At 74.2% G+C, this 14,719-nt stretch carries 11 protein-coding genes and 2 pseudogenes; 5 read left to right on the forward strand and 8 right to left on the reverse strand.

What is annotated here, in order from left to right:
- The first annotated feature begins 185 nt into the window (after nt 1-185).
- Complete coding sequence (locus ABZT03_RS19595) at nt 186-1,622, forward strand: regulator (RefSeq protein WP_356040964.1); 1,437 nt, start codon at nt 186-188, stop codon at nt 1,620-1,622.
- A 407-nt stretch (nt 1,623-2,029) separates the two neighbouring features.
- Here the strand turns inward: ABZT03_RS19595 and ABZT03_RS19600 are convergent, their stop codons facing one another.
- Both ABZT03_RS19600 and ABZT03_RS19605 read right to left on the reverse strand, forming a co-directional pair.
- On the reverse strand, nt 2,030-3,409 hold the full coding sequence (locus ABZT03_RS19600; protein WP_356040965.1) for an NAD(P)/FAD-dependent oxidoreductase: 1,380 nt from the start codon (nt 3,407-3,409) through the stop codon (nt 2,030-2,032).
- 180 nt (nt 3,410-3,589) lie between these two features.
- Nucleotides 3,590-4,486 carry a TIGR01777 family oxidoreductase gene (locus tag ABZT03_RS19605; RefSeq protein ID WP_356040967.1) on the reverse strand — a complete coding sequence of 299 codons (897 nt, stop codon included), beginning with the start codon at nt 4,484-4,486 and terminating at the stop codon, nt 3,590-3,592.
- A gap of 72 nt (nt 4,487-4,558) precedes the next feature.
- Between ABZT03_RS19605 and ABZT03_RS19610 the strand changes: the two genes are divergently transcribed.
- Nucleotides 4,559-5,047, forward strand: coding sequence for a GNAT family N-acetyltransferase (locus ABZT03_RS19610; RefSeq protein ID WP_356040969.1), 489 nt, complete (start codon nt 4,559-4,561; stop codon nt 5,045-5,047).
- A 176-nt stretch (nt 5,048-5,223) separates the two neighbouring features.
- Here the strand turns inward: ABZT03_RS19610 and ABZT03_RS19615 are convergent, their stop codons facing one another.
- Nucleotides 5,224-6,408: a MarP family serine protease gene (locus ABZT03_RS19615; RefSeq protein ID WP_356040971.1), complete on the reverse strand. Its 1,185-nt coding sequence runs from the start codon at nt 6,406-6,408 to the stop codon at nt 5,224-5,226.
- 200 nt (nt 6,409-6,608) lie between these two features.
- Between ABZT03_RS19615 and ABZT03_RS19620 the strand changes: the two genes are divergently transcribed.
- Both ABZT03_RS19620 and ABZT03_RS19625 read left to right on the forward strand, forming a co-directional pair.
- A complete protein-coding gene (locus tag ABZT03_RS19620) occupies nt 6,609-7,415 on the forward strand; it encodes a peptidoglycan recognition protein (protein ID WP_356040973.1) in 807 nt (268 codons plus the stop codon).
- Between the two features lie 197 nt (nt 7,416-7,612).
- Nucleotides 7,613-7,843 carry a hypothetical protein gene (locus ABZT03_RS19625; RefSeq protein ID WP_356040975.1) on the forward strand — a complete coding sequence of 77 codons (231 nt, stop codon included), beginning with the start codon at nt 7,613-7,615 and terminating at the stop codon, nt 7,841-7,843.
- A 51-nt stretch (nt 7,844-7,894) separates the two neighbouring features.
- On the opposite strand, the gene ABZT03_RS19630 is transcribed toward ABZT03_RS19625, so the two are convergent.
- The 5 genes and pseudogenes from ABZT03_RS19630 to ABZT03_RS19650 form a co-directional block, all read right to left on the reverse strand.
- On the reverse strand, nt 7,895-8,413 hold the full coding sequence (locus ABZT03_RS19630; RefSeq protein WP_356040985.1) for a DUF4240 domain-containing protein: 519 nt from the start codon (nt 8,411-8,413) through the stop codon (nt 7,895-7,897).
- A 13-nt stretch (nt 8,414-8,426) separates the two neighbouring features.
- On the reverse strand, nt 8,427-9,461 hold the full coding sequence (locus ABZT03_RS19635; RefSeq protein ID WP_356040976.1) for a YafY family protein: 1,035 nt from the start codon (nt 9,459-9,461) through the stop codon (nt 8,427-8,429).
- Nucleotides 9,462-9,546: 85 nt separating this feature from the next.
- Nucleotides 9,547-12,249 (reverse strand): pyruvate dehydrogenase (acetyl-transferring), homodimeric type, encoded by a 2,703-nt coding sequence (gene aceE / locus ABZT03_RS19640; RefSeq protein WP_356040978.1) that lies wholly within the window; start codon nt 12,247-12,249, stop codon nt 9,547-9,549.
- Nucleotides 12,250-12,772: 523 nt separating this feature from the next.
- Complete coding sequence (locus ABZT03_RS19645) at nt 12,773-13,396, reverse strand: GntR family transcriptional regulator (protein WP_356040980.1); 624 nt, start codon at nt 13,394-13,396, stop codon at nt 12,773-12,775.
- Between the two features lie 460 nt (nt 13,397-13,856).
- Nucleotides 13,857-14,576 (reverse strand): annotated as a pseudogene (locus tag ABZT03_RS19650) (2-oxo acid dehydrogenase subunit E2); the annotation flags it as partial.
- On the opposite strand from ABZT03_RS19650, the pseudogene ABZT03_RS19655 reads away from it, so the two are divergent.
- Nucleotides 14,577-14,719: pseudogene (locus ABZT03_RS19655) on the forward strand (hypothetical protein); the annotation flags it as partial.

Below are 14,719 nucleotides of genomic sequence, written 5' to 3' on the forward strand. Positions count from 1 at the left end.
GCCGTACCGCGTCAGCCCAGGGGGCAATCCTCACACGATCGGATGAATGAACGCCGAAGTGTGCGATCGCCTGCTTACGCTCCGCTACATTCGCGCCGTTCACGAGGCCATAACGGCTGCTCACAGGCAATGCGGGCAGGGCGGCGGCCGCCGCGAGGCCCGAAAGGCAGGAGACCGCACCGCAGATGACGGAACGACCCGCGCAGCGCACGCCCAACCGACAGCTCGCCGCGCTCATCGCAGAAGCGGGGTTCTCCAACGCGGGTCTCGCCCGTCGCGTGGACCAGCTCGGTCTCGAACACGGACTGGACCTGAGATACGACAAGACGTCCGTCACCCGGTGGCTGCGCGGACAGCAGCCCCGAGGCACCACCCCGGCCCTGATCGCCGAGGTCTTCACCCGCCGGCTCGGACGGCGCCTGAGCGCCCAGGATCTGGGGCTCGACGCCTGCGCCCCCGTGTACGCCGGCCTGGAGTTCGCCGCCACCCCCGAGGAGGCGGTCGACATCGTCGGCGGGCTGTGGCGCAAGGACTCCGGCAGCCACGCCGAACTCCGCAAGATCGCCTTCACCCCCGCGGGCCTCGTCGTGCCCAGCCGGGACTGGCTGATCGGCCGGGCCGACGACCGGGTGGCCCGCGGCGAACCACCGCTGCGCGTCCCCGTTCAGGGCCGCCCCGGGGTGCCACGCCAGCGCGGCCAGGTCGAGCGCGGCCCCGGCCAGCGGGTCAGCGGCGGCGACATCGCCGCGCTCCGCTCGGTCGGCGAACTCTTCCGCTCCCTCGACGACATGTACGGCGGCGGACACGCCCGGCAGGCCCTCGTGCGCTATCTGGAGCACGAGTGCGAGCCGATGCTGCGCGGCACCTACGGCGAGCAGACCGGCCGCCGGCTGTTCGCGGCGGCCGCCGACCTGACCCGGCTCGCCGGCTGGACGTCGTACGACATCGCGGCGCACGGACTCGCCCAGCGCTACTTCGTGCAGGCGCTGCGGCTGTCGCAGGCGGCCGCGGACCGGGCGTACGGCTCCTACGTGCTGGTCACGATGAGCCGCCAGGCGGTCTACCTCGGGCACGGCCGGGAGGCGGTGCAGCTCGCCCGGGTGGCACAGCAGGGTGTCGGCACCAGCGCCCCGCCCGTCGTGCAGGCACTCCTGCACTCGGCCGAGGCGCGAGGCCACGGGGTGCTCGGCGAGGTGCGGGCCTGCACCGCCTCGCTGGTACGGGCCGAGCGCGCCCTGGAGGCCGCCCGGCCCGGCGACGAGGTCCCGCACTGGGCCCGGTTCTTCGACGAGGCCCAGCTCGCCGACGAGTTCGGGCACTGCCACCGCGACCTCCAGCAGTTCCGCGCCGCGGCCCAGCACGCGGAGCGCTCCCTGCACCTGCGCGCCCCCGTCTACGCCCGCAGCCGCCTGTTCTGCCGGGTCGTCCTGGCCTCCGCCCGGCTCGGCCTGGGCGAACTCGACCAGGCGTGCCAGCTGGGCGCCGAAGCAGCTGGGGCGGCGGCGGAGATGCGGTCGGTCCGGGCGATCGAGTACGTCCGTGACTTCGAACGCCGCCTGGAACCGTACAAGGACGCGGCCCCGGTCCGCGGCTACCGGGACAAGGTGGCAGCCCTGGGCTGACGGGGGGGGGCGGACGTCCGGCCGGAAGCTGGCGGGGCCGCGGCGTGGGCGGCCTGCCCGAGGCTGAGCCGGGAGGGCGGGGGTGCCGGGCCGGGGCCGCCCCCGGGACGGCCGGTGCGGCCGCCGCCGCCCGAGCGGAGTCGGTGGGGTCGGGGCGACCCCTCTCGGCTGGCCCGCTCTCGGAGTGACTGGCGGCCGTGGGGCTGCCCGCGGCCTCGCGATGCCTCCTGATGAGGGGCACCGCGGAGCCGTCGGCGGGCGGACACCGGCGGTGCGCCGCGCTTCGCCCTCCCCGCCCGGGGCGCTCAGGGGCGCTCCGGGCGGGCGAGGGTGCCGGGCAAGGGGATGTGTCCCGGCCCCGTGGACCCGTGGCCCCGTACTTCTTGCCGGTTCCCGCCCGGCGCGCGTCAGGCCGCCGGGCGTAAGGCCCGGGGCGGGTCCGCCGCGGGGAGGGAGTCGCTCGCGCCCAGATCCGTCAGGATCGCGGACGCGGCGCGGCGGCCCGAGTGCAGCGCGCCCTGGACCGTGCTGGTGTCCCGGTGGTCGCCGCACACGTACAGCCCCGCCAGCAGGCGCACCGGACGGCGCAGGTCGTGCGGGGCCCGCATGGCCGGCACGGCCTCGGGGGTGTGGTGCACGGCCAGCGTCTCCCAGCGCGCCGTCGAGGTGCCGTAGAGCCGGGACAGGTGCCTGCGTACGGCGGTGTCGACGTGGGGCGGCGGCGGCCCGAGGACCGTCGAGGAGACGAGCGCGCGGCCCGCGGGCGCCCGGCTCGGGTCGACCTCGCTGACCACCGCCGTGTGCGCGACCGGGCCGCCGCGGTCCGCGTCCAGCAGCAGGGCGGCCCCGGTCGCCGGCGGCTCGTCCGTCGTGTGGTGCACCACCGTCACCGGGTGGAACGCGGGCACCCGCAGGCCGGGCAGCAGCTCGGCGGCGGCCCGCGCGTCCGTCGCGACGAGCACCGCCCGGCAGTGGATCTCCCCGTGCCCGGCGGTGGTCACCGAGGTGGTGGAGACGGCGGTCACCCGCACGCCGGTGTGCACGGTGCCCGGCGGCAGCGCCCGCGCGAGCAGCTCCGGCAGCGCCTCGGCGCCACCCTCGGGCACGCACAGCCGCCCCCGGGCGAAGGCCCGCAGCGCCAGGTCCGCGCACCGGCTGGACGTGGTCAGCTCCGGGTCGCACAGCAGCGCGGCCAGCAGGGGGCGCAGGAACCCGTCGATGGTGCGGGCGGGGACCCCGCGCGCGGCGAGGGCCTGGCCGGCGGGCAGGTCGGGACGGGCCAGCAGCCGTGCGGCGGGTGTGCCCGCGAGCCGGGTGAGGGCCATGCCGAGCCGGGCCTGGTCGACGGGGGTGCCCAGGGGGGCGCCCGCGAGGGCTCTGGGCGCGGACGTGCCACGGGGGGCGTGCCGGGGAGCGTTCCGGGGGGCGCTTGCCAGGGCGCGCACGGCATGGAGTGCGCCCCTCGCGCCCCCCGCGTCGGCCGGGGTCCCCGCCCGATGGTGCCGGCCGTCGGCGTGCAGCAGGACACCGGGCGCGAAGAGACGCAGGACGAGCGCGTCGAGCCCGGGGGTGCGGCGTAGTTCGGGATACGCGGTGGACAAGAGCTGTCCGATCCGGTCGAGCCGGAAGCCGTCCACCTTCTCCGTGATCATGCGGCCGCCCGCACAGGGGGCGGCATCGAGGACCGCGGTCCTCACTCCTGCGCTGGTCAACCGGTGTGCGGCGGAGAGTCCGGCGACCCCGGCCCCCACCACCACGACGTCCGCCTGGTACGCGGGCTCAAGCACGTGCCCCTCCTCGAGGTTGCGCGGCCGGCGGGAGCGTACCGCTCCCAACTGGCTCCGGGAATACCCGAGTTCGGCTTGAGATTAGGACCGGTTCCGGTCAGGGGGGATCGCGCATGCGCAGGGCACGGACGCACGGCGGTCGCATACGGTCACAGCCGGTCGCGCAACAGCGCACGCCGGTCACAGCGCCGCCCTGATCGCCCCCTCGATCTCCGGGAACGCGAAGCTGAACCCCGACTCCAACAGGCGCATCGGCAACACCCGTTGGCTGCCCAGCACATCCCCGGCCATCTCGCCGAGCGCGGCGCGCAGCACGGGCGCGGGCACCGCGAACGCCGTCGGCCGGTGCAGCACGCGCCCCATCGCCTCGGTGATCTCACGGTTAGTCAGCGGCTGCGGCGCGGTCAGGTTGAACGGCCCCGACAGGCCGTCGGTGTCGAGGAGATGGCGGATCGCGGCCACCTCGTCGTGCAGCGACACGAACGACCAGTACTGACGCCCGTCGCCCAGACGGCCGCCGAGCCCCGCCTTCACCAGGGGGAACAGCCGTCCCCACGCCCCGCCGTCGCGGGCCACCACGAGCCCGGTCCGCGCGAACGCCGTCCGCACGCCCGCCTTCGCCGCGGGCGCCGCGGCCGCCTCCCACTCCACGCACACCCCGGGCAGGAAACCCTCCCCGGGCGGCGCGTCCTCGTCCACGGGCCGGTCGCCGGTCTCGCCGTAGATGCCGATCGCGCTGCCGTTCACGAACACGCGCGGCGGGGTGTCCAGCGAGGCCACGGCCTCGGCGAGGGCCGCCGTGCCGAGCACCCGGCTGCCGCGGATGCGCGCCTTGTAGGCGTCCGTCCAGCGGCGCGAGCCGACCCCCGCCCCCGCCAGGTTCACCACGGCGTCGCACCCGGCCAGCCCGGCCGTGTCCACGTACCGGCGCTCGGGATCCCAGCGCACCTCGTCCTCGGCTGCGGGCGTACGGCGCACCAGCCGCACCACCTCGTGCCCGTCGGCCCGCAGGGACCGCACCAGGGCGCCGCCGATGAGGCCGGACGCGCCGGCCACCGCGATTCGGGAACGTTCCATGGCTCCATCCTGCCCCGTGGCCGGGGAAAAGCCCGCGCGGGGCGCCCGGACCTCCGCCGTAAGGTGACCGGCATGCCCGTTCCGCACATACGTCACGCCACCGACCAGGACGAGGAGACGCTCGGCCGGCTCGACCGCGTCACCTGGTCCACCCTGCACTCCGTGCAGCCGAGGCCCCGGCCACCCCACCCGCCGTTCTACAACGAGCGGTTCGGGCCGCGGGACCACCTCGTGGCGGAACTGGACGGGAAGGTCGTCGGATACCTCCGCATGGGCTTCCCGACGGCCCTGGCGTGCAACACCCACGTCCGCCAGATCCAGGGTCTCGCCGTGGCCGGTGAGGCGCGCGGTGCGGGGGTCGGGCGCGAGTTGGTGCGGGCCGCGGTGCGGGAGGCCGCGCGGCTCGGGGCGCGGCGCCTGACCCTGCGCGTCCTGGGCCACAACACCGCGGCCCGGGCGCTGTACGAGTCCGAGGGCTTCGTGGTCGAGGGCGTGCTGCCCGAGGAGTTCCTGCTGGACGGCGAGTACGTCGACGACGTCCTCATGGGACGCGGTCTGTGATCGACCCGGCCGCGGCGGCGCAGGGCCGTTCGGGTGAACCCGACCCCCGCTGACCCGACCCCGCTGTCCCGCATCCCGCCGACCCGACCCCCGCTGTCCCGCATCCCGCCGACCCGCACCCCGCCGTGTCGGCCTCGCCCTGCCCACCACCGTCGTGCCGCGCGCCCCCGCTGCGCTCAGGACGTGACGAGGTCGCCGGTGCTCACCGGAGCCGTCGCGGCCGCCGCGCGCCGGGCGTCGGGGGCGACCTCGGCCGCCGTCAGGACGTAGCCCGTCTCGTCGTCGGAGGTGGACCGGGCGAAGACGACGCCGTAGACCCTGCCCTCGGGGGTCAGCAGGGGGCCGCCGGAGTTGCCGGGGCGGACCGTGGAGCGGATCGAGTAGATCTCGCGGGTGACGGTCGCGTCGTTGTAGATGTTCTGCCCCGTGGCCCGGACCCGGCCGGCGACCGTCGCCGCCTGGAGGTTCAGGGCACCGTCCTGCGGATAGCCCGCGACGACCGCGGAGTCGCCGCGCGCGGCCTGGTCGTCGAAGCGCAGCACCGGCGCGCGCAGACCGGGGACGTACAGCACGGCCACGTCCTTCTGCGGGTCGAAGAGCACCACCCGCGCCTCGTACGACCGCCCGACGCCCCCGATCCGCACGTTCGGCCGGTCGATGCCCGCCACCACGTGCGCGTTGGTCATGACGTGCTCCGTCGCGTACACGAAGCCGCTGCCCTCGCGGCCCTGGTCGCCGGAGACGCCCTCGATCTTCACCGTGCTGGTTCTCGCGGCGTTCGTGGCGCTCGCCGTGACGCTGTCGCCGGTGGGTTTGGCGACCTCGGCCGTCGACTCGTTCTCGAAGGGGTTGAACACCTGTGGGAAACCCGCCTCGGTGAGCGCGGACGTGGCACGGGAGAACCAGGCCGGCGTGGTGGCCGGCATGGAGTCCTGCACGGCGCCCAGCAGCACCGAGTCCCGGATGGCGGTCGTGACCAGCGGGGACGAGGACACGCCGAGCACGCTCGCGGCCACCCAGGCCACGATCAGCACGGCCACCGAGTTGGCGGCGGCCCCGCCCACCCCGTCGGCCACCCGGAGCGGCCCGTCGTCCAGCTCGCGCCGCAGTTTCAGCGCCAGCCGGCCCGCCAGCTCGTGCCCCAGCACGCCCGGCACCAGCACGGTCAGCACCGCGGTGACCGTCGCCGCGGTGGTGCCCGGCGTGGCCAGGTCCATCATCCACGGCAGCGCCCACACGCCGACGACCGCGCCGCCCACGAAGCCGGCCAGCGACACGCAGCCGGCCACCAGCCCCCGCCGGTAGCCGGAAGCCGCGTAGGCCAGGACGACCAGCAACAGCAGGATGTCGAGCAGGTCCACGGAGCCGCCTTTCTCTCGGACCCCTCAGGGGGCGTCTCCTAGTACGCGCCGGACGGCCCCAGTGATCAGCCGACCGCGCGCGGCCCCGGAACCGGCCGCACGTGCGTCCACCCGGGAAAACGTCGCGGACCAGGACGATGGTTCCACCGGGTGGCACAGCACACATCGCGGACGGGGCGGATCGGGCCGACAGTGGGTCCATGCGTGTCTTCCGAAGAGCGCGGGGGGCGCGGAAACGGCAGCCGGTACGGATACCCGGCGCCGTGGTCGTGCTGCTGGCCTGTCTGCCCGCGACAGCCGCCCTGGGCGCGCTGGCCCTGTGCGCCGGCGACGTCGGGCACGAGGGGACGGCCGCGACCCGGCCGGCGGCCGTGATCCGCCCCGACGGCCGGCACACCGCGCCCAGACCGCGGATCGTGCCGAGGTCGGCCTGGGTCGGCGTCGACGTGCCGGCCCCGCCGCCCCCGCGCTACGACGACAAGGTCGTCGCCGTCTTCGTCCACCACACCGACTCGCCCAACGACTACGCCTGCGCCGACGCTCCCCGCATCATCCGCTACCTGGCGGCGGGCCAGACCGGCGCCCGCCAGTGGGACGACATCGGCTACAACTTCCTCGTCGACCGCTGCGGCACCATCTACGAGGGCCGCGCCGGCGGCGTCGACCGGCCCGTCACCGGCGCCCACACCCAGGGCTTCAACCACCGCACCGCGGGCATCGCCGCCCTCGGCACGTTCACGGCCGGGGTGCCCGTGCCCCGGGCGATGACCGAGGCGATCGCCGCGCTGGCCGCCTGGAAACTGGGCCTGGCGGGCGTCGACCCGCGAGCCGAGGTCAGGCTGGTCTCCAGCAACAGCCACAGCCGGTTCGCGGCCGGCACCTCCACCTCCCTGCCCACCCTCGCGGGCCACCGGGACGGCTACATGACGAGTTGCCCCGGCGCGGCCCTCAGCGCCCGCCTGCCCGCCATCAGGGAACGGGCGGCACGGCTCCAGGGCCGCAGGTGAGCCGGCACGGAGGGCCCGCGCCGCGAGAACGCGCCGGCGCGACGGACCCCGCCCGGGCCCACCGGAGCCGGACGCGCAGGCAGCCTCCGCGCAGGCCCCCCGGCCGCAGGTCCACAGGAAGCCCACAGCCGCCCCGCAGACCACTCAGATCCGCGCGGCCTACGGTCGTCACCAGAAGCCGACCGGAGGTGGGGATCATGAACAGCAGCCGTACCGGAGCAGCGCGTCGGTCCGCGGGGTGGAGCAGGGCCGCCCGCGGTCCCTGGACGGTGGTCTGCGCCGTCGCGACCGTCATCCTGGGCCCGGCCGCCGTCACGGCGTCCGCACTGGACCAGGCGAACGCCGCACCGCTGCACCACGCGGTGAAGGCCGACCAGAAGCAGGCGTACATCCCGGCGGACCCGAGCCGCCGCCGCGCCACGGCCTGAACGGCACCGGAAGACCGGTGGGCCGGAAGGCCGGCGGGCCGGTGGGCCGGGTCAGCCCCTGAAGCGTTCCCACAGCTTGGGGAAGCGGTCCGCCAGCACGTGGTCGTGCTCGAAGTCGACCGGCGTGCCCTCCGGTTCGGCGGGCGGGGGCTGGATACCGAGGTCGGGGGCGACGGTCCCGGTGAGCTGTTCGTAGGCCTCGTCGGCCGCGTAGCCGAGATCCTCGCCGTCGCCGTCGACCTCCTCGTCGAAGTCGTCCAGGAGACCGGCCAGGGAGTCGGCGTCGTGCACCGCGCTCTCGTACACCTCGCGGCCCTGGCCGATCAGCCAGCAGCGGAAGAAGTCGAAGGCGTCGTCGCTCGCGCCGTCCAGCAAAACCGCGGCGGCGCCCCAGAGGTCCCAGGTGTAGGCGCGGTTGTAGCGGGCCTCGAAGTGACGGGCGAAATCGAGGACCGACTCCGGGTCGAACTGGAGCAGCCGGTCCACGAGCAGGTCGGCCTGGTCCTCCGGGTCGCCCCCGGCGGCCTCCCGGGTGGCGTCGACCAGCTCCCAGAACTCCGTCTCGTCCATCACGGGACAAGCATCAGCCCTGGAGGGGTGGGGCGCACGCGGAGTGCGGCGGATTGTTATGTCCCGTACAGGCCGGCCGCCCGTACAGTCCGGCCAGCCGCAGTGCGTCGGCGGCGAAGCGCGCCCGCAGCCCCTGCGGCGCCAGCACCTCCACCTCGGGCCCGAGCGCGGTGAGCTGGGTGTGGGCGACCTCCTCCGACTCCACGGGCAGGTCCACCGTCACCAGGCCCGCTTCGTCCGGTTCGCCGGCCGACTCCAGCGCCTCGCGGGCGGCGGGCGGATCGACGGCGTACGGCAGTCGCCGCACCCCCTCCGGCGACAGCCGCACCCGGACCTCGGCGCGCAGGATCGACCGCGCGAACTGCCCGGCACGCTCCGCCCAGAAGCCCGGCAGGTCGAACTCCTCGGCGCGGGCGAAGCGTTCACCGGCCGCCGTCACCGCCGTGAACCGGTCGAGGCGGTACACGCGGAAGGAACCGCCGTCCGTCACCCGCGCGCACAGGTACCAGACGCCCGCCTTCAGCACGAGTCCGTACGGCTCCAGCTCGCGGGCCACCTCCCCCTCCCGGCCGCGGTAGCGCGCGGTGATCCGCCGGTCGCCCCACACCGCCTCCGCGACGGCGGGCAGCAGCTCGGGCGGCTCGGGCTCCTGGAACCAGCTCGGCGCGTCCAGGTGGAAGCGCTGCGCCGCCGTCCGGGAGGCGTCCTGGAGGGAGGGCAGCAGGGCGGCGGACACCTTGAGCCGGGCGGCGGAGGCGGCGTCCGCCAGGCCCATCTCGCGCAGCGCCGCGGGGACGCCGCTGAGGAACAGCGCCTCGGCCTCGCTCCGGGCCAGCCCGGTCAGCCGGGTGCGGTAGCCCCCGACCAGGCGGTACCCGCCGGCCCGCCCCCGGTCCGCGTACACCGGGACCCCCGCCTCGGACAGCGCCTGCGCGTCCCGCGTGACCGTCCGCTCGGACACCTCCAGCTCGCGCGCCAGTTCGGCGGCGGTCATGGAGGGCCGGGACTGGAGCAGCAGCACCATTCTGATCAGCCGGGCAGCGCGCATACGGCCATCATGCCGGGGCCCACCGACAACGAAGGGGCACGGCGGCCGCCGTACCCCTTCGTGGAACCCTGGTCGGGCCCGAGCCCTACAGGCCGTAGCGCTCCCTGGCCTCCTTGACCGCGGACGCCTTGACCTCGCCGCGGCGGGCCAGCTGCGCCAGGGCGGCGACGACGATCGACTGGGCGTCGACGCCGAAGTGCCGGCGGGCCGCGTCCCGGGTGTCGGAGAGGCCGAAGCCGTCCGCGCCCAGCGACGAGTAGTCCTGCTCCACCCACTGCGCGATCTGGTCCGGGACCTGCCGCATGTAGTCGGAGACCGCGAGCACCGGGCCCTCGGCGCCGGCCAGCGCCTGCCGCACGTACGGCAGCCGCTCCTCGCCGCGCAGCAGGGCCGCGTCGGCCGCCAGCGCGTCCCGGCGCAGCTCCGTCCAGGACGTCGCCGACCAGACGTCGGCCGCGACGCCCCACTCCTCGGCGAGCAGCTTCTGCGCCGCGAGCGTCCAGTGGATCGCCGTGCCGGAGCCCAGGAGCTGCATGCGCGGGGCGTTGGCCACCGGGGACAGCCCGGCCGACTCCGCCGTGTTGAAGCGGTACAGGCCCTTGACGATGCCTTCGTCCACACCGGGTACGGACGGCTTCGCCGGCTGCGGCATCGGCTCGTTGTAGACGGTGAGGTAGTAGAAGACGTTCGGGTCCTCGTCGGGCGCGGCCGCGCCGTACATCCGGCGCAGACCGTCCTTGACGATCGCCGCCACCTCGTAGGCGAACGCGGGGTCGTAGGTCAGCGCGGCCGGGTTGGTCGCGGCGATCACGGGGGAGTGGCCGTCGGCGTGCTGGAGGCCCTCACCCGTCAGCGTCGTACGGCCCGCCGTGGCGCCGACGAGGAAGCCGCGGCCGAGCTGGTCGCCGAGCTGCCACATCTGGTCGGCCGTGCGCTGCCAGCCGAACATCGAGTAGAAGATGTAGAACGGGATCATCGCCTCACCGTGCGTGGAGTACGCGGTGGACGCGGCGATGAAGTCGGCCATCGAACCGGCCTCGGTGATCCCCTCGTTGAGGATCTGGCCGTTCTTGGCCTCCTTGTAGTACATCAGCTGGTCGCGGTCGACCGGCTCGTACGTCTGCCCCTTCGGCGAGTAGATGCCGAGGGAGGGGAACAGGCTCTCCATGCCGAAGGTGCGCGCCTCGTCGGGGACGATCGGCACCCAGCGCCGGCCGGTCTCCTTGTCGCGGACCAGGTCCTTGACCAGCCGGACGAACGCCATGGTCGTGGCGATGTTCTGGGCGCCGGAGCCCTTGTCGAAGGACGCGAACGCCTTCTCGGCGGGCGCGGGCAGCGGGGCGAGCGGGTGCGTACGGCGGGCCGGGGCCGGACCGCCGAGGGCCGCGCGGCGCTCCTGGAGGTAGCGGACCTCGGGGGCGTCGGCGCCCGGGTGGCCGTAGGGCACCACACCGTCGACGAAGTCGGCGTCCCGGATCGGCAGCTCCAGCAGGTCGCGCATCGCCTTGAACTCCTCCACCGAGAGCTTCTTCATCTGGTGGTTGGCGTTCTTCGACGCGAAGCCCTCGCCGAGGGTGTGCCCCTTGACCGTCTGCGCCAGGATGACCGTCGGCGCGCCCTCGAACTCCACGGCCGCCTTGTACGCCGCGTAGACCTTGCGCGCCTCGTGGCCACCGCGGGAGAGGTGGAAGCACTCCAGGATCTTGTCGTCGCTCAGCAGCTTCGCCATCTCGGCGAGCGCCGGGTCCTTGCCGAAGAAGTCCTCGCGGATGTAGGCGGCGCCCCGGGTCTGGTACGTCTGGACCTGGGCGTCGGGTACCTCGCGCAGCCGGCGGACCAGCGCGCCCGTGGTGTCGAGCTGGAACAGCTCGTCCCAGGCGGAGCCCCACAGCGACTTGACGACGTTCCAGCCGGCGCCGCGGAACTGGGCCTCCAGCTCCTGCACGATCTTGAAGTTGGCGCGGACCGGGCCGTCGAGGCGCTGGAGGTTGCAGTTGATGACGAAGGTCAGGTTGTCCAGACCCTCGCGGGAGGCGAGTGCGAGTGCCGCCGTCGACTCGGGCTCGTCCATCTCGCCGTCGCCGAGGAACGCCCAGACGTGGGACTGCGAGACGTCCTTGATGCCGCGGTTGGTGAGATAGCGGTTGAAGCGCGCCTGGTAGATGGCGGAGAGCGGGCCGAGGCCCATCGACACCGTCGGGAACTCCCACAGCCAGGGCAGCCGGCGCGGGTGCGGGTACGACGGGAGGCCGTTGCCGCCCGCCTCCTGACGGAAGTTGTCGAGGTGCTGCTCGGTCAGCCGGCCGTCGAGGAAGGCGCGGGCGTAGATGCCGGGGGAGGCGTGGCCCTGGATGTAGAGCTGGTCGCCGGAACCGTCGGCCTCCTTGCCCCTGAAGAAGTGGTTGAAGCCGGTCTCGTACAGCCAGGCCGCGGAGGCGAAGGTGGCGATGTGGCCGCCGACGCCGTGTTTCGCGCCCCGGGTGACCATCGCGGCCGCGTTCCAGCGGTTCCACGCGGTGATCCGGCGCTCCATCTCCGGGTCACCGGGCGCGGACGGCTCGGCGGCGGTCGGGATGGAGTTGACGTAGTCGGTCTCCAGGAGCTTGGGCAGCGCGATGCCGTTGCCCTCGGCGCGCTCCAGCGTGCGGCGCATCAGGTACGCGGCACGGTGCGGCCCGGCCGCCTTGGTGACGGCGTCCAGGGAGGCCTGCCATTCGGCGGTCTCCTCGGGGTCGCGGTCCGGGAGCTGGTCGAGCTCGCTCGGCTGGATGGCGTTGGGGTCGGTCATGTCGCCGCCTTCCTCAGTCGAAGGGGTTCCCTGTGGGGTTCTGGGGGGTGCCCTTTGTCTTTGGCAGGACAGGGCGTGGTCTCTGGTAGGAGTCCGTCGGTGACTGTAACTCGCTGATCGATGATCGATCAAAGGGTTGAGGGGCAAAACCTCTTGATCACGAGAAAGTCGGCACGCGGTGCCTCGGGCGAAGGCACGGGGTGTCGTGTCATCGCCGGGTCCCGTGGTCGGCCCCGGACGGGTTTTCGCAGGTGAGCGGGGGCGCGCTCGTCAGCTCGCGACCGGCTCCGGGGCGGCTCGGGCAGGGCTCGCGACCGGCTCCGGACCGGCTCCGGACCGGCTCAGGAAGCGGCTCGGGACCGGCTCCGGGCCGGCGGACCGGCTCAGGAAGCGGCTCGGGACCGGCTCCGGGCCGGCGGACCGGCTCAGGAAGCGGCTCCGGAGCGGCACGGCCGGGGGCTCGGCCACGCCGCGGCGGCTCGGTGTCGGGTCAGGGCCTGATCGGAACCGGATCAGAACTGGTTCAGGGCCGCGGCGCACAGCCCAGGACATGGGCCTTCACGATCTCGGCGATCCGGGGATCGCGCCGCCGGAACGCGGCCACCAGCTCCTCGTGCTCCTCCGCGTACGACTGCTGGACCGTCCCCAGCCAGCGGATCGACAGCGCGGTGAACACCTCGATGCCGAGGCCCTCCCAGGTGTGCAGCAGCACCGAGTTGCCGGCCGCCCGCACCAGCTCCCGGTGGAAGCCCACCGTGTGCCGCACCTGGCCCGTGCCGTCCGCCCTGCGGTCCGCCTCGTACAGCGCCGCGACGTGCGGTTCCAGGGCCGAGCAGTCCTCCGCCAGCCCCGTCGCCGCCAGCTCCGCCGCGATCGCCTCCAGGCCGGCCCGCACCGGGTAGCTCTCCTCCAGGTCGGCGGCGGTCAGATTGCGGACGCGTACGCCCTTGTTCGGCGCCGACTCGATCAGCCGCAGCGACTCCAGCTCGCGCAGCGCCTCCCGCACCGGGGTCTGGCTGACCTCCAGCTCGGTGGCGATCCGGCGCTCCACGATCCGCTCGCCCGGCTTCCAGCGCCCGCTGACGATCCCCTCCACGATGTGCTCGCGGATCTGCTCGCGCAGCGAGTGGACGACGGGCGCGGTCATGAGGGCTCCTTAGGGAGGGGCCGCCCATCGGCCCCTGGGGCGTTTGACGTTTAGACAATAAGGCCGGGGGCCCGTCCGGGAGGGGTGCACGGCGGCGCTTTCCCGCAGGTGAGACGAGACTTACACGCTCGTTACGGCTGCGGTCCCGCTCGGCCCGCGTACCGGGTCCGGCCGGGGCGGTCATCGCCTCCCGCCGGGCGAACCCCGGGTGGCCGCGCACGGGTTCGCGGTGGGCGGGGGCGCGCGGAAGGGAGGGGTCGGCCCGCACCGCTGCGGGCCGGCCCCTTCGCCGTACGGCCTGCTCGGGAGCGTAGGACGGCCCCGCAGCGGCGCGGGACCCCGCCCGCCCGGTCCCGCCGGTGCCGCCGCGTCAGGGACCCCGGTGGCCCGGGGGAGCCGCGATACGGCGGTGCCCCCGCCCGGAGGATCCCGGACGGGGGCACACTGCGGCTGCCGAGGGCTACAGGCCGAGCTCGACCTCGAACTCGCCGGCCTCCAGGATCGCCTTGACCGCGGTCAGGTAACGGGCCGCGTCGGCGCCGTCCACCAGACGGTGGTCGTAGGACAGCGTCAGGTAGGTCATGTCGCGAACGCCGATGACCGTGCCCTCCTCCGTCTCGATGACGGCCGGACGCTTGACCGTGGCGCCGATACCGAGGATCGCGACCTGGCCCGGCGGCACGATGATCGTGTCGAAGAGCGCACCGCGCGAACCGGTGTTGCTGATGGTGAAGGTCGCGCCGGACAGCTCGTCCGGAGTGATCTTGTTGCCCCGGACCTTGCCCGCCAGCTCGGCGGTGGCCTTGGCGATCCCGGCGATGTTGAGGTCGCCCGCGTGCTTGATGACCGGGGTCATCAGGCCCTTCTCGGAGTCCACCGCGATTCCGACGCTCTCGGAGTCGAAGTAGGTGATCGTGCCTTCGCCCTCGTTGATCCGGGCGTTGATGACCGGGTGGGCCTTCAGCGCCTGGGCCGCCGCCTTCACGAAGAACGGCATCGGGGAGAGCTTGACGCCCTCGCGCGCGGCGAAGGAGTCCTTGGCCTGGTTGCGCAGGCGCATCAGGCGGGTCACGTCGACCTCGACGACCGAGGACAGCTGCGCCTGCTCGTGCAGCGCCTTGACCATGTTGTCGCCGATGACCTTGCGGATGCGCGGCATCTTGACGGTCTGGCCGCGCAGCTGTCACCGACCCGCTGGCCGCCCGCCTCGACCTTGGCGTGGGCGGGCATTCGCGTTCCCGAGGTGCGACTTGTCGGTCCCAGCGGCGAGCAGGTGGGCATCGTCCCGCTCGCTAAGGCCCTGGAGCTTGCACAGGAGTACGA

Origin of the sequence: Streptomyces sp. NPDC005574 (genome assembly GCF_040605435.1) — a bacterium.
In the GTDB taxonomy this organism is placed as follows: domain Bacteria; phylum Actinomycetota; class Actinomycetes; order Streptomycetales; family Streptomycetaceae; genus Streptomyces.

What these genes read in the sequence shown, in the direction of transcription:
- ABZT03_RS19610 (WP_356040969.1), top strand. Translation starts at nt 4,559, where the DNA reads ATGCCCGTTCCGCACATACGTCACGCCACCGACCAGGACGAGGAGACG.
- aceE (WP_356040978.1), bottom strand. Translation starts at nt 12,249, where the DNA reads ATGACCGACCCCAACGCCATCCAGCCGAGCGAGCTCGACCAGCTCCCG.
- ABZT03_RS19645 (WP_356040980.1), bottom strand. Translation starts at nt 13,396, where the DNA reads ATGACCGCGCCCGTCGTCCACTCGCTGCGCGAGCAGATCCGCGAGCAC.
- ABZT03_RS19595 (WP_356040964.1), top strand. Translation starts at nt 186, where the DNA reads ATGACGGAACGACCCGCGCAGCGCACGCCCAACCGACAGCTCGCCGCG.
- ABZT03_RS19625 (WP_356040975.1), top strand. Translation starts at nt 7,613, where the DNA reads ATGAACAGCAGCCGTACCGGAGCAGCGCGTCGGTCCGCGGGGTGGAGC.
- ABZT03_RS19620 (WP_356040973.1), top strand. Translation starts at nt 6,609, where the DNA reads ATGCGTGTCTTCCGAAGAGCGCGGGGGGCGCGGAAACGGCAGCCGGTA.
- ABZT03_RS19605 (WP_356040967.1), bottom strand. Translation starts at nt 4,486, where the DNA reads ATGGAACGTTCCCGAATCGCGGTGGCCGGCGCGTCCGGCCTCATCGGC.
- ABZT03_RS19635 (WP_356040976.1), bottom strand. Translation starts at nt 9,461, where the DNA reads ATGCGCGCTGCCCGGCTGATCAGAATGGTGCTGCTGCTCCAGTCCCGG.
- ABZT03_RS19630 (WP_356040985.1), bottom strand. Translation starts at nt 8,413, where the DNA reads ATGGACGAGACGGAGTTCTGGGAGCTGGTCGACGCCACCCGGGAGGCC.